The following is a 13,024-nucleotide window of genomic DNA, read 5'->3' on the forward strand; positions in this document are numbered from 1 at the left end:
GGTTCGGTCTCCTTGTGGCTGACTTCTCGGGTTCTGCCGGAGCCTGACGGGCCCGGCGGATTTCGCCGCCCGGAGGAGTTCGGGCCGTGAGGGCCGGGACACACGGGCGCGCAGCTTGCATAGTAACCGCAGCCGGTCAGCGCCCCAAAAGGCGATCATCGTGACGTCATGAGCCGGTGGTCGGGGTGGCGGGATTTGAACCCACGGCCTTCCGCTCCCAAAGCGGACGCGCTACCAAGCTGCGCCACACCCCGTCTGGTGCGACACGTAGGGTACATGCCCGGACCCGATCCGTCGGCCGCATTCTCCGGGGCGGGACGCGTGGTGCCGGCGTGGTCGTATTCGTTGGCCTCGGCGGCGGGCGACCCGCTACGATGCCTTCAGTGCCGCGGTCACCGACCTGCGGCGCAGCGTTGCGGGCGTAGCTCAATGGTAGAGCCCTAGTCTTCCAAACTAGCTACGCGGGTTCGATTCCCGTCGCCCGCTCTCTACGGCTCAGGGCCAGGCCGAGGATGATTCCTCGGCCTGGCCCTGGGTGTTTCCGGCGATCTGCTCTCAGGCAGCCGTGTGCGACGGGGGGCGATGACCGCGGTCACGCGGACGCAGAAACCGGCCGAGCCTTGGTGGGCGATTTCGCTGGCGGCAGGCGGCGGGGTGGTCCTCTGCCGGCTGCGCCGAGCGGGGGAAGCCCTCCCTGACCCCCCTGTGCCCCCTGCGTGCCCCGTCCGGCGATGCCGGACGGGGCACAGCGGTCACAGGCCCTTGACGTCGACGCTGTAGACCGCACGCAGGCCGTAGGGGACGTAGAGGGCGTCGCCGGACAGGACGGGGGCGGCCGCGGTGTTGCCGGAGCCGGTGTTGTCGCTGTCGTCGCGGCCGGGGAGCGTGCCGGTGACCTTGCCGGTGCGCAGGTCGAGGGCGGCCAGCCGGCCGGTGGGAGAGGCCAGGTAGAGCCGGGTGGCGGAGGCGGCGGGCGGGCCGGGCTGCTCGACGGTGGAGTTGCTCTGCCACAGCTCGCGGCCGGTCAGCGGGTCGATGGCGCGGACGCTGCCGCTGGTGAGGGTGAGGCAGAGGATGCCGCGGACGAGGTGGGCGCCGGAGGCGTTGCGCGGGGTGGACAGCCGTACTGTCGTCAGGATGTGCGAGGAGGGGTCGACCAGGGTCAGGCCGGTCAGCTTGTCCGTGAGCGGGTCGGCGCTCAGCACCAGGTGGCCCCGGGTCTCGCCGGCCAGGTACTGCGCGCCCCTGACGGTGACCGTCCAGCGGCTGCGGCCGGTGGCCGGGTCGAGCCGGGCGAGCGTGGTGCGCGCCTGGTCGCCTTCCGCTTCGAGGTGCCGGCAGGTCAGGTACGGCTGTCCGCCCGCGCCGCTCAGCTGGCACTCGCCGCTGCTGTCGGCGAGGCTCTCGGGCAGCCGGTGGCGCCAGCGCACCTTGCCGTGCGCGGCGTCGAGGAGGGCGTAGGAGTCGGAGTCGTGGCCCATGGCGGTGATGACCCCGGCCGGGGTGGCGACGGCGCCGGCGGTGTCGGGGCCCAGGCCGTCCGCGCTCGCGGAGACGACCGTCCGCCAGAGCTGCCTGCCGGTGGCCGGGTCCAGTGCCTGCACGGTGTACGTGGTCCGGCTCTCCGTGTCCTCGCCGCGGGTCTTGAGGTCGTGGTCGTCGGCGCCGTAGACGTAGACGGCGCCGGGGCGGGTCCCGATGATCGTGCCGCCGCCGCTGCTCCTGACCTCGGAGGGGGTGGGGTCCATCGGCCTGGTCCAGGTGTTGCGGCCGTCGGCGAGGGAGAACCGGGTGGCCATGATGCCGTCGCCGGCGCACAGCAGTGCCTTGTCGGCCAGGGCGCAGCGGCTGAAGGGGCCGCCCGGGCCCGTCGTGTTCGGGTTCCCGGCCACGGGGTCCGCGGCCTGCCGGTGCCAGGCGTGCCAGCCGGCCGGCAGCTCGTGCGGCTCGTTCCCGCCGGCGCGGGCGAGGACGGTGGTGGTGGCGGCCACGGCGGCCAGTACGGCGGTGGCGGCCACGGCGGCGGGCCACCGGCGGCGCCGGCGCGGCGCGGGCTCGGTGTCCGGCGGCGCCGGCTCGGGGCGCGGGTCGGGCAGCCGGCCCTCGCGGAGCAGGTGCAGCAGTTCGTCGGGGCCGGGGCGGGACTTGGGGTGCTTCTCCAGGCAGAGGCGGACGAAGGGCAGCAGGTCGTCGGGGACGCCGGCCAGCTCGGGGGCGCCCTCGACGACGCGGGTCGCGGTCTCCCAGGGGCTCGGGCTGTCGAAGGGGCCGCGGCGGGTGGCGGCGTACACGAGGACGGCGCCGAGGGAGAAGATGTCGGTGGCCGGGCCGACCTCGTGCGGCGAGGTGAACTGCTCGGGGGACATGAAGGGCGGGGTGCCCATCACGCGGCCGGTCTGGGTGAGGGCGTCCATGCCGGCGGTCTCGGCGGCGCGGGAGACGCCGAAGTCGATGACCCGGGGGCCGTCGTCGGCGAGCATGACGTTGGCCGGTTTCAGGTCCCGGTGGACCACTCCCGCGCGGTGGATGTCGCGCAGCGCCTCGGCGAGGCCGGCGGCGAGGTCGCGCAGCCGGTCCGGCGGGAGCGGGCCGTGCCGGCGGACGTGGGTGCCGAGGTCCGCGCCGGGGATGTAGAGGGTGGCCATCCAGGGGCTCGGCGCGTCGGCGTCCGCGTCCACCACGGGGGCCGTGAAGGCGCCGCTGACCTGGCGGGCGGCGGCCACCTCGCGGCGGAACCGGGTGCGGAACTCGTCGTCGTCGGCGTACTGGCCGTGGACCACCTTGACGGCGAGCCGGCGGCCGGAGGCGGAGCGGGCGAGGTAGACCACGCCCATGCCGCCGCTGCCGAGGCGGTCCTCGATCCGGTAGCCGCCGACCTCCGGCGGGTCCGAGTCGCGCAGCGCCATTCCCGTACGTACCCCCGTTGTTTCGGCTGTGCGGCCCGCTCGGGCCCGCCGGGCCGCACCGGCCCGGCACCGGCCCCCCGCCGGCACACCACCGGTTCCGCGCCGGAACGGCGCCGGCCCCCGCCCCGGTCAGAACCTGATCGAGTTGATGGACTCCGCTATCGAGTTCAGGAAGCGGTCGATCGATGGTGCCATGCCGGTGGAGGCCAGGAAGAAACCGAAGAGGATCGCGACGATGGCGGGTCCGGCCTTGATGTTCCCCCCTCGGATCAACACCACCAGGATGATCGCCAACAGCAGCACCACGGACAGTGAAATGGCCACAACTGATCACACACCCTCGGTCGGTCCGCACTCCCGGCCCGGAGGTACGGCCCGCGCACCCCCGCCAGAACCATCGTGCCACCAACCCGGCCGCCCTATGCGGCCCATGACACAACGTCGGAGACGGATCCCGGTGCGGGCGATGCGCCGCACGGTAATTCGAGGGGGCCGCGCACCCGACTCGCCGGGAAATTAAGCGAGTTCGTTTCCATGCCCACACATCATGCGCCCAGGTAATTGGAATTGACGGCACAGGAAAGAGGTATGCCCTAATTAGTCAGGATGAATCGGGACATCGAGGGTGAACTGACGACCCGTGCGTGCCCGTCATCACGTGGACAAGAGAGGCACGTTCGGGAAATAAGCGGGTACCCGGAGGGGATAACCAGGAATGACTGCGGGGGTTTTACGAAATCCCACAGACGACGCTAGGGTGCCTGAGATGTTTGACGCCGCCTCGTCCCCCGGCCAGAACCGCAGACCACTCCCCCCGGCACAGCAGCCGGTGGACGGGGTGCCCGGTCCGCGTACCCCGCTGAGCGCACCGGAACCGCGGCCGAAGGCGGACAGACCCGGCAGGCAGCGCGACTCCTTCTTCGACAACGCCAAGTACCTGGCCATCGTGCTGGTCGCGATGGGGCACTCGTGGGAGCCGTTGAAGGGCGACAGCCGCATCCTGGAGGGTGTGTACACCGTCGTGTACGCCTTCCACATGCCGGCGTTCATCATCGTCTCCGGCTTCTTCTCGCGCAGTTTCGACATGCGGCCGGACCGGCTGAAGCGGCTGATCACCGGCGTCGTCGTGCCGTACGTCCTGTTCGAGACGGCGTACCCGCTCTTCAAGAACGCCGTCACCGGTTCGCACGAGGAGATCAGCCTCCTCGATCCCTGGTACCTCACCTGGTTCCTGGTCGCCCTGTTCGTCTGGCGGCTGACCACGCCCGTCTGGAAGCTGGTGCGCTGGCCGCTGCCGGTGGCCCTCGGCATCGCCATGCTGGCGACCGTCAGCCCGAACATCGGTGACGACCTCGATCTGCAGCGTGTCCTGCAGTTCCTGCCGTACTTCGTGCTCGGCCTGTGCATGAAGCCGGAGCACTTCCACCTGGTGCGCCGGCGCTGGGTGCGGGTGGTGTCGGTGCCGGTGTTCGCGGCGGCGCTGGCGGTCGGCTGGTGGGCGGTCCCGCGCATGAACACCGGGTGGTTCTACCACCGGGACTCGGCGCAGGAGCTGGGCGCGCCCTGGTGGTGCGGGCCGGTGATGACGCTCGCCATGATGGGCTGCTCGCTGGTGCTGACGGCCTGCTTCTTCGCCTGGGTGCCGCGCCGGCGGATGTGGTTCACGGCGCTCGGCGCGGGCACGCTCTACGGCTATCTGCTGCACGGCTTCCTGGTGAAGTTCGGTGACTACCGGGGCTGGTTCGAGCACCCGTGGCTGCACCGGCCGCTCGGCGAGATCACGGTGACCCTGCTGGCGGGGGCCGCCGTCACTCTGCTGTGCACCGGGCCGGTGCGGCGCGTGTTCCGGTTCGCGATGGAGCCGAGGATGGAGTGGGCGTTCCGGCAGGACGCGGCCGAGCTGGCCCGCGAGCGGCAGAAGCCGCGGGAGACGGCCGGGGTCTAGCCGGTCCGCTCAGGTCCCCGTTCCCGGCCCGGTCCCTGGCCGAGGAGGGCGCGCATGCGGGCGTACTTCTCGGTCAGTCGTCTGCGGGTCGGCCCGTCCAGGACGGCGAGGCGGTCCGGGTCGGCGTTGTGCGCCAGGTCGGCCTCCTTCACCAGCGGGGCGCCCGGGGTGGCGAGGATCCGGCGCGCGTACGCCTCCGGTGCCTCGCCGGGGCGCTTGGTGAGGGCGTCCACGATGGCCTTGGTACGCGGGGTCAGGGCGGCGGCGGCCAGCCGGTCGCGGGTGAGGGCGTCGTCCTCGACGGAGTCGTGCAGCCAGGCCGCCGCGATCTGATCCGCGTCGCCGCCGCGTGCGCGGACGCCTTCGGCGACGGCGGCGAGGTGCTCGGCGTACGGCCGCCCCGCCTTGTCGGTCTGGCCCTCGTGGGCGGCGCGGGCGAGGGCTTCCACCTCGGCGAGCGTGAGAGGGGTCATGGGGGCAGTGTCTCCCGCCGGGCGCGGCCGGGTCGTCCCGCGGTCGTGTTCCCCGGCGGGTCAGCGGTGGTTCGACGGGGGCTGGCGGCAGATGAGCAGGAGGGCCCGGTCGTCGTTGACGTCCTTCGCCACCGCCTCGATCAGGTGCCACGCGGCGCCGTGGAAGCCGCCGGAGACGTAGCGGTCGGCCTCGCCGGTGAGGCGGTCGATGCCCTCGACGATGTCGCGGTCGGAGGTCTCCACCAGGCCGTCCGTGAAGAGCATCAGGACGTCGCCGGGGCGCAGGGAGCCCTTCACGGGGTCGAACTGGGCGCCGTCGTACACCCCGAGCAGCGGGCCCTCGGCGGCCTTCTCCTCCCAGCGCCCGCTGCCCGCGCTCAGCTGGAGCCCCGGCGGATGTCCGGCGGAGTACAGCTCGTAGTCACCGGAGTCCAGGTCCAGGACCAGGTGGATGGAGGTGGCGAAGCCCTCCTCCCAGTCCTGGCGCAGCAGGTAGCCGTTCGCCGCGGGGAGGAAGGCGTGCGGGGGCAGGGAGCCGAGCAGGCCGCCGAAGGCGCCCGAGAGCAGCAGGGCCCGCGAACCCGCGTCCATGCCCTTGCCGGACACGTCCGTGAGGACGACCTCCAGGGTGCGCCCGCCGTTGGTGCGGGCCGCGACCACGAAGTCACCGGAGAACGACTGGCCGCCCGCCGGCCGCAGCGCCATCTCGTGGTGCCAGCCCTGCGGCAGTTTCGGCAGCTTGCTCTGCACCCGGATCCGCTCGCGCAGGTCGAACAGCATGGTGCCGCCGCGCCGCCAGGGCACGCCGACCCGGCTGCGGAACTGCGCGGTCAGCAGCCCGAAGAAGCCGCACGCGGCGACCACCAGGACGATGCCCGGGGTGACCCGGGAGGGGCCCTCGGTGTAGGGGCCGAGCCGTACCGACTCCACGATCAGCGCGGTGGCCGCCGCCGCGTACAGGCCGAGCAGGCTCGCCGGGCGCAGCAGCAGGCCGCCGGCGACGATCGGCAGCACCAGGGTGGCCGGTGAGCACCACACCGAGTCCAGCAGGGTCATGGCCGCGAGGACCGGGACGGTCAGCAGCAGGCCGGCGAAGGCGATCCAGTCCGAGCCGTCCCCGCGGAAGTAGTCCACGGCGCTTCTGCGCAGGCCGACGCGGACCCGGTGCCACTGCTTCTTCCACCGGGCCGTGAACGTCTCGGCCTTCGCGCGCCGCTGTCGTCCTGCTGCCATTAGTCCGGGACCCTATCCAGCGGACCGGCTGCTTGGCACGGGAGGTCCCACTTGTCCCCCCTGCGGGATTCCGCTCCGCCGTTCGCCGACCGGTTCGCCGGCGGTCCGCCGGGCTGCGGCCGGGGCGAAATTCGGTGGCTGGTCCCGCTTCGCCTTGATAGGCATGGTCCATGGGGACTGACCACGGAACCGAGTTGAAGCCGTTGCGCCCGGAGGAGTTCGACCGGTGGTGGGACCACCTGAACCGGGCCTTCGGCGGCCCGTCCTCGGCCGAGGAACGCGAACTGGACCGGTCCGTCACCGAGTTCGGCCGCTCCCTGGGCGTCTGGGACGGGGACACGCTCGTCGGTACGGGCGGGGCCGTCAGCTTCCGGATGACCGTGCCGGGCGGCGCGGTGGTGCCCACGGCCGGGGTGACGATGATCAGCGTGGCCGCGACGCACCGGCGGCGCGGGGTGCTGACGTCGATGATGCGGCGGCTGCTGGACGACGCGCGCGCCAAGGGCGAGCCGCTGGCCGCGCTGTTCGCCTCCGAACCCGCGATCTACGGCCGTTTCGGGTACGGCACGGCGACCTTCCAGCTCGGCGCCGAGATCGACACCGGCCGCGTCACCCTGGCGGTGCCGGCGGGCACCGACGAGGTCCGCGTGCGCTACGCGCCGCCCGACGGCGTCCTCGCGGAGTGCGAGGCGGTGTACGCGGCCCTGCTGCCCCGCCGCCCGGGCATGCTGGCCCGGCAGCCCGGCTGGGAGCGGGCCGCGCTGGTCGATCCGGAGAGCGGGCGGGAGGGTGCGTCGGCGCTGCAGTGCGTGGTCGCCGAGCGGGACGGCGAGGTCACCGGGTACGCGCGCTTCCGCACCAAGATGGGCTGGGGGCCGAGCGGTCACGACGGCACGGTGACCGTGGAGGACCTGGCCGCCCTCGATCCGGCGAGCGAGGCCGCGCTGTGGCGCTTCCTGTTCGGCATCGACCTGATGACGACGCTGAAGGTGCGGGCCCGGCCGGTCGACGACGCCTGGCAGCACCTGGTCTCCGACCTGCGCCGCTGTCTGCCGCAGCAGCGGGACGCCGGGTACGTCCGTCTCGTGGACGTGGGAGCGGCCCTGTCGGCCCGTACGTACCTCACGCCCGTGGACGTGGTGTTCGAGGTCGAGGACGCCTTCTGCCCCTGGAACGCGGGGCGGTGGCGGCTGACGGGCGACGCGAAGGGCGCGTCCTGCGAGCGTACGGCGGACGCGGCCGACGTCGCCCTGTCCGTGCGGGAGCTGGGCGCGGCCTACCTGGGCGGGGTGAGCCTGCTGTCGCTTGCGGCGGCCGGGCGGGTACGGGAGCTGGGGCCGGGGGCGCTGACGGAGGCGTCGGTGGCCTTCGGCTCACCGGTGGCCCCGTGGTTCCCGCACGGGTTCTAGGGCCTTCGTCCGCTCAGTGCCGCTGGCAGCCGGGGCACCAGAAGAGGTTGCGGGCGGCGAGGCCTGCGGTGCGGATCCCGCTGCCGCAGACGTGGCAGGGCAGGGTGGCGCGGCGGTAGACGTAGACCTCGCCGCCGTGGTCGTCCACGCGGGGCGGGCGGCCCATCGCCTCCGGGGTGTGCTCCGGGCGGACGGTGTCGATCCGGTTGTTCCGCACGCCCTCCCGCATCAGGTCCACCAGGTCGGCCCAGAGGGCGTCCCACTCGGCCGGGGTGATGTCCCGGCCGGCGCGGTAGGGGTCGATGCCGTGCCGGAAGAGGACCTCGGCGCGGTAGACGTTGCCGACGCCGGCGACGATCTTCTGGTCCATGAGCAGGGCGGCGATCGTCGTACGGCTGCGGGAGATCCTCCGGTACGCCGTGCCCGGGTCGGCGTCCTCGCGCAGCGGGTCGGGGCCGAGCCGGTCGTGGATCGCCTGCTTCTCGGCGTCCGTGATCAGGGCGCAGGTGGTGGGGCCGCGCAGGTCGACGTACGAGGTGCCGGTCGCGAGCCGCAGCCGGACGGTGTCGGTGGGCGGGGGCGCCGGGGCGTCGCCGAAGCCGACCTTGCCGAAGAGGCCCAGGTGGATGTGGATCCAGTCGGCGTCCCGGAAACCCAGGAAGAGGTGCTTGCCGTGGGCTTCGGTGGCGGTCAGCCCGGTACGGTCCAGGAGGGCGGCGGCGTCGGAGAACTTGCCCTGGGGGCTGGTGACGCGGGGCGCCGTGCCGAGGAAGCGTTCGGCGTAGTCCCGGGCCAGCCGGTGGATCGTGTGCCCTTCCGGCACGGCGGGGGTGTCCTTTCGGTTCTCCGCCCGACCGCCCACCCGTGCCGGGTGGGCGGGAGTGATCGGCGAGGCTACTGCTGGGGGTGGTGGGGCGGGATCGGCGGGAGGTCGCCCGTCGTCTCGTACGCCGCCAGCATGTCGATGCGGCGGATGTGACGCTGGTCACCGGAGAACGGGGTGTTCAGGAAGACCTCGACGAACTTGGTCGCCTCCTCCGTGCTGTGCATCCGCGCACCCACGGCCACCACGTTGGCGTCGTTGTGCTGGCGTCCGAGCGCCGCCGTCTCCTCGCTCCAGGCCAGCGCCGCGCGCACGCCCTTCACCTTGTTCGCGGCGATCTGCTCACCGTTGCCGGAGCCGCCGATCACGATGCCGAGGGCGTCCGGGTCCGCGGCCGTCCGCTCCGCGGCGCGGAGGCAGAAGGGCGGGTAGTCGTCCTGGGCGTCGTAGATGTGCGGCCCGCAGTCGACGGGCTCGTGGCCGGCGGCCTTCAGCCACTCGGCGAGGTGGTTCTTGAGTTCGTAGCCCGCATGGTCGGAGCCGAGGTACACGCGCATGCCACGAGTGTGACACGCCCGTTTCCGGGCAGCAGCCCCGGGTGTCGAGGATTGATCGACAGGAAAGCTGTGAGCCAGGCCATAGATCCTCAAGGAAACCTCAAGTAACAATCCGGATTCAGAGGTTCCCGAATTCGTTCGCCTCGGATTCACTGGACCGACTCGTACACCGCTCGTACGGGCAGCTTCACCTGGCGCAAAGGAAATCCGTCCATGACCCCTGGTTCGGGCCTCCAAGCAGGACTGAAAAACCGCCATCTGACGATGATCGCGATCGGTGGTGTCATCGGAGCCGGCCTCTTCGTCGGTTCCAGCTCGGGCATCGCCACCGCGGGACCCGGCATCCTCCTGTCGTACGCCCTCGTCGGCACGCTCGTCGTGCTCGTGATGCGCATGCTCGGCGAGATGTCCGCGGCCAATCCGACCTCCGGCTCCTTCTCCGCGCACGCCGACCGTGCGCTGGGCCGCTGGGCCGGGTTCTCCATCGGCTGGCTCTACTGGTTCTTCTGGGTCGTCGTGCTCGCCGTCGAGGCGACCGCCGGCGCGAAGATCCTCGAAGGCTGGATCCCGGCCGTCCCGCAGTGGGGCTGGGCGCTCATCGTGATGATCGTGCTGACCGCGACCAACCTGGTCTCCGTCGGCTCCTACGGTGAGTTCGAGTTCTGGTTCGCCGGCATCAAGGTCGTGGCGATCGGCGCGTTCATCGTCGTCGGTCTGCTCGCCGTGTTCGGCGTGCTGCCGGGCGTGGACGCCGAGAAGGCATCCTTCGGCAACCTCACCTCGCACGGCGGCTTCCTGCCGCACGGGCCGGGCGCGATCCTCACCGGTGTCCTGCTGGTCGTCTTCTCCTTCATGGGCAGCGAGATCGCCACCCTGGCGGCCGGCGAGTCCGAGGACCCGCAGCGTGCGGTCACCAAGTCCACCAACAGCATCATCTGGCGGATCGGCGTCTTCTACCTCGGCTCGATCCTGATCGTGGTCTCGCTGCTGCCGTGGAACGACCCGTCCATCAAGAAGGACGGCTCCTACGTCGCCGCCCTGGACTCGCTGGGCATCGCGCACGCCGGTCAGATCATGAACTTCATCGTGCTGACCTCGGTGCTGTCCTGTCTGAACTCCGGCCTGTACACGGCCTCCCGCATGGCCTTCTCGCTCGGCGAGCGGGGCGACGCGCCGAAGGCGTTCGCCCGCGTCAACAGCCAGGGCGTGCCGATGGCGGCGATCCTCGCGTCGGTCGTGTTCGGCTTCGTCGCCGTCTTCTTCAACTACCTGTCCCCGGACAAGATCTTCCTCTTCCTCGTCAACTCCTCCGGCGCGGTGGCCCTGTTCGTGTGGCTGGTCATCTGCTTCTCGCAGCTGCGGATGCGGAAGATCATCCAGCGCGAGGCACCGGAGAAGCTCGTCGTGCGGATGTGGCTGTACCCGTACCTGACCTGGGCGACGGCCACGCTGATCGTGGGCGTGCTGGTGTACATGCTGTTCGACACCGAGCACGACGGCCGGGAGACCGTGCTGCTGTCGCTGCTGGTCGCGGCGGTCGTGCTGGTGATCGCCGTGGTGAAGGAGCGGATCCGGGCGGGCCGCCCGGCTCCGGCGGCCGAGGCACCGGCCGACAAGGTGTCCGTCGGCTGACCCGACCCGCACCGGCAGGGCCGCATGACCTGACGCAACCGTCAGGCTGTGCGGCCCTGTGGCGTTCCCGGACCCGGGACCACCGCCCGCCCCGTGGCACGTAGGGTCCGGGTGGGGGCGGCCGGCAGCACCGCGAGGAGCCTGGGATCTCCCTGCGTGAGCGGCGGTCGACGCGACGGCCGAGCCGTGCGGGCCGGAGCGGGGGTGCGCGGAGCGCGGGCGGGGCCGTGCTGGTCGGTGCTGGTGAGCGGGGGGCGCCGAGCGCGAGCGGGGCCGTGCGAGCCGGCGCTGGTGAGCGGGGGGGGCGCCGCGCGCGAGCGGGGCCATGCGAGCCAGTGCTGGAGAGCGGAGGTGCGCCGAGCGCGAGCGGGGCCATGCGAGCCGGTGCTGGCGAGCGCGGGTGCGCCGAGCGCGAGCGGGGCCATGCGAGCCGGTGCTGGCGAGCGCGGGTGCGCCGAGCGCGAGCGGGGCCGTGCGGGCCAGTGCTGGCGAGCGGAGGTGCGCCGAGCGCGGGCAGGGCCATGCGAGCCAGTGCTGGTGAGCGGGGGGCGCCGAGCGCGAGCGGGGCCGTGCGAGCCGGCGCTGGCGAGCGGAGGTGCGCCGCGCGCGAGCGGGGCCATGCGAGCCAGTGCTGGAGAGCGGAGGTGCGCCGAGCGCGGGCAGGGCCATGCCGGCCAGTGCTGGTGAGCAGAGGTGCGCCGCGCACGGGCGGGGCCGTGCTGGTCGGTGCTGGCGAGCGGAGGTGCGCCGAGCGCGAGCGGGGCCGTGCGGGCCAGTGCTGGTGAGCGCGGGTGCGCCGCGCACGGGCGGGGCCGTGCTGGTCGGCGCTGGTGAGCGGAGGTGCGCCGCGCGCAAGCGGGGCCGTGCGGGCCAGTGCTGGTGAGCGGAGGTGCGCCGCGCGCGAGCGGGGCCGTGCGAGCCGGAGCGGGGGGGGCGCCGCGCGCGAGCGGGGCCGTGCGAGCCGGAGCGGGGGGGCGCCGCGCGCGAGCGGGACCATGCAAGCCGGCGCTGGTGAGCAGAGGTGCGCCGCGCGCGGGCGGGGGGCCGTACGCCTCGGGCGGTTGCCGGCGTGGGTGCCGGCGGCCGGGAAACAGGGGCACGGCCCCGGAAAGCGCAAGAGGCCCGCCCGGGTCCGGGACCCGGCGAGCCTCTGGGGCGGGAAGCAGCGCGTCAGCGCTTGTCGGCGAGCTTCCACGCGGTGGGCAGCAGGCCCATCGCCAGGGCCGCCTTCACGGCGTCGCCGATCAGGAACGGGGTGAAACCGGCGGCGAGGGCCTGGGAGGCGGACAGGTCGGCGGCGTAGGCCAGGTACGGCACGCCGATCGCGTAGATGATCGCCTCGCCCAGCAGCATCGTGCCGGCCATGCGCAGCACCGAGCGGTCGGCGCCGCGGCGGGCCAGGGCGCCCACGACGGTGGACGCCAGCAGCATGCCGAGGATGTAGCCGAAGGAGACGGAGACTCCGGAGGTGGCGTGGGCGAACCACGGCACACCGGCGAGTCCGGCGAGCGCGTACACGGCGAGCGCGGCGAGGCCCCGGCTCGCGCCGAGCGCCGTGCCGACCAGCAGGGCGGCGAAGGTCTGGCCGGTGACCGGCACCGGGGAGCCCGGGACGGGCACGGCGATCTGGGCGGCCAGGCCGGTGAGCGCGGCGCCGCCGAGCACGAGCGCCGCGTCCCGGACGCGGGACGCGGGGAGCAGGTCGGCGAGTACCTCGCGGGGGCGGGCGGTGGCGGCAGCGGTGCTCATGGGTACTCCGCGGGTGACGGGGACATGCTGGGACACGGTGACGCTATCCCAGCCCCGGCGGGCCGATCACCGTCAGCGCTCGACAAAGGACGGAACGCGAGCTTGGTGGGCTCCGGACAAAGGGTGCCGGTTACACAGGTCCGGTCGTGACCCTGCTCACAGAGGCGGGGACGTGCAGGTCACTCGGCCGGTCACCGGGAGCGCTGTGGAATCCCGCCAAACGCCTCCGGGTCGTCTGGCCGGATTCACCGTTCCTGCCCTACCCTTCCAGCCATGGTTGCCCAGGCCCGGAATCTC

Annotated in this window: 10 protein-coding genes and 2 tRNA genes; 4 read left to right on the forward strand and 8 right to left on the reverse strand. The window is 72.8% G+C overall.

Annotated elements, in window-relative coordinates; translation table 11 throughout:
- Positions 1-177: 177 nt before the first annotated feature.
- Positions 178-254: transfer RNA gene (locus IG05_RS0122100), tRNA-Pro, on the reverse strand.
- Between the two features lie 161 nt (positions 255-415).
- On the opposite strand from IG05_RS0122100, the gene IG05_RS0122105 reads away from it, so the two are divergent.
- Positions 416-486: transfer RNA gene (locus tag IG05_RS0122105), tRNA-Gly, on the forward strand.
- A 266-nt stretch (positions 487-752) separates the two neighbouring features.
- Here IG05_RS0122105 and IG05_RS50010 read toward each other — a convergent pair.
- Together IG05_RS50010 and IG05_RS0122115 are read right to left on the reverse strand one after the other, a co-directional pair.
- The gene (locus IG05_RS50010) at positions 753-2,906 is read right to left on the reverse strand and encodes a protein kinase domain-containing protein (protein ID WP_030345092.1); all 2,154 of its coding nucleotides are present in this window, start codon (positions 2,904-2,906) and stop codon (positions 753-755) included.
- Positions 2,907-3,035: 129 nt separating this feature from the next.
- Positions 3,036-3,230: a hypothetical protein gene (locus IG05_RS0122115; protein WP_030345093.1), complete on the reverse strand. Its 195-nt coding sequence runs from the start codon at positions 3,228-3,230 to the stop codon at positions 3,036-3,038.
- 442 nt (positions 3,231-3,672) lie between these two features.
- Here IG05_RS0122115 and IG05_RS0122120 point away from each other — a divergent pair, with 442 nt between their 5' ends.
- The gene (locus IG05_RS0122120) at positions 3,673-4,851 is read left to right on the forward strand and encodes an acyltransferase family protein (protein WP_037814419.1); all 1,179 of its coding nucleotides are present in this window, start codon (positions 3,673-3,675) and stop codon (positions 4,849-4,851) included.
- On the opposite strand, the gene IG05_RS0122125 is transcribed toward IG05_RS0122120, so the two are convergent.
- Both IG05_RS0122125 and IG05_RS0122130 read right to left on the reverse strand, forming a co-directional pair.
- The gene (locus IG05_RS0122125; RefSeq protein WP_030345095.1) at positions 4,848-5,324 is read right to left on the reverse strand and encodes an HD domain-containing protein; all 477 of its coding nucleotides are present in this window, start codon (positions 5,322-5,324) and stop codon (positions 4,848-4,850) included. The genes IG05_RS0122120 and IG05_RS0122125 overlap by 4 nt on opposite strands.
- Before the next feature lie 60 nt (positions 5,325-5,384).
- Positions 5,385-6,557: a PP2C family protein-serine/threonine phosphatase gene (locus IG05_RS0122130; protein ID WP_030345096.1), complete on the reverse strand. Its 1,173-nt coding sequence runs from the start codon at positions 6,555-6,557 to the stop codon at positions 5,385-5,387.
- A 170-nt stretch (positions 6,558-6,727) separates the two neighbouring features.
- Between IG05_RS0122130 and IG05_RS0122135 the strand changes: the two genes are divergently transcribed.
- Positions 6,728-7,966 carry a GNAT family N-acetyltransferase gene (locus tag IG05_RS0122135; RefSeq protein ID WP_030345097.1) on the forward strand — a complete coding sequence of 413 codons (1,239 nt, stop codon included), beginning with the start codon at positions 6,728-6,730 and terminating at the stop codon, positions 7,964-7,966.
- Between the two features lie 13 nt (positions 7,967-7,979).
- Here the strand turns inward: IG05_RS0122135 and IG05_RS0122140 are convergent, their stop codons facing one another.
- Both IG05_RS0122140 and IG05_RS0122145 read right to left on the reverse strand, forming a co-directional pair.
- Entirely contained in the window at positions 7,980-8,789 is an 810-nt protein-coding gene (locus tag IG05_RS0122140; RefSeq protein WP_030345098.1) for an Fpg/Nei family DNA glycosylase, read from the reverse strand.
- A 71-nt stretch (positions 8,790-8,860) separates the two neighbouring features.
- Positions 8,861-9,346 carry a ribose-5-phosphate isomerase gene (locus tag IG05_RS0122145; RefSeq protein WP_030345099.1) on the reverse strand — a complete coding sequence of 162 codons (486 nt, stop codon included), beginning with the start codon at positions 9,344-9,346 and terminating at the stop codon, positions 8,861-8,863.
- Between the two features lie 213 nt (positions 9,347-9,559).
- Between IG05_RS0122145 and IG05_RS0122150 the strand changes: the two genes are divergently transcribed.
- Entirely contained in the window at positions 9,560-10,978 is a 1,419-nt protein-coding gene (locus IG05_RS0122150) for an amino acid permease (protein WP_030345100.1), read from the forward strand.
- 1,170 nt (positions 10,979-12,148) lie between these two features.
- Here IG05_RS0122150 and IG05_RS0122155 read toward each other — a convergent pair.
- The gene (locus IG05_RS0122155; RefSeq protein ID WP_030345101.1) at positions 12,149-12,727 is read right to left on the reverse strand and encodes a biotin transporter BioY; all 579 of its coding nucleotides are present in this window, start codon (positions 12,725-12,727) and stop codon (positions 12,149-12,151) included.
- Positions 12,728-13,024: the final 297 nt, after the last annotated feature.

Origin of the sequence: Streptomyces sp. NRRL S-1022 (assembly GCF_000720135.1) — a bacterium.
Lineage (GTDB): Bacteria > Actinomycetota > Actinomycetes > Streptomycetales > Streptomycetaceae > Streptomyces.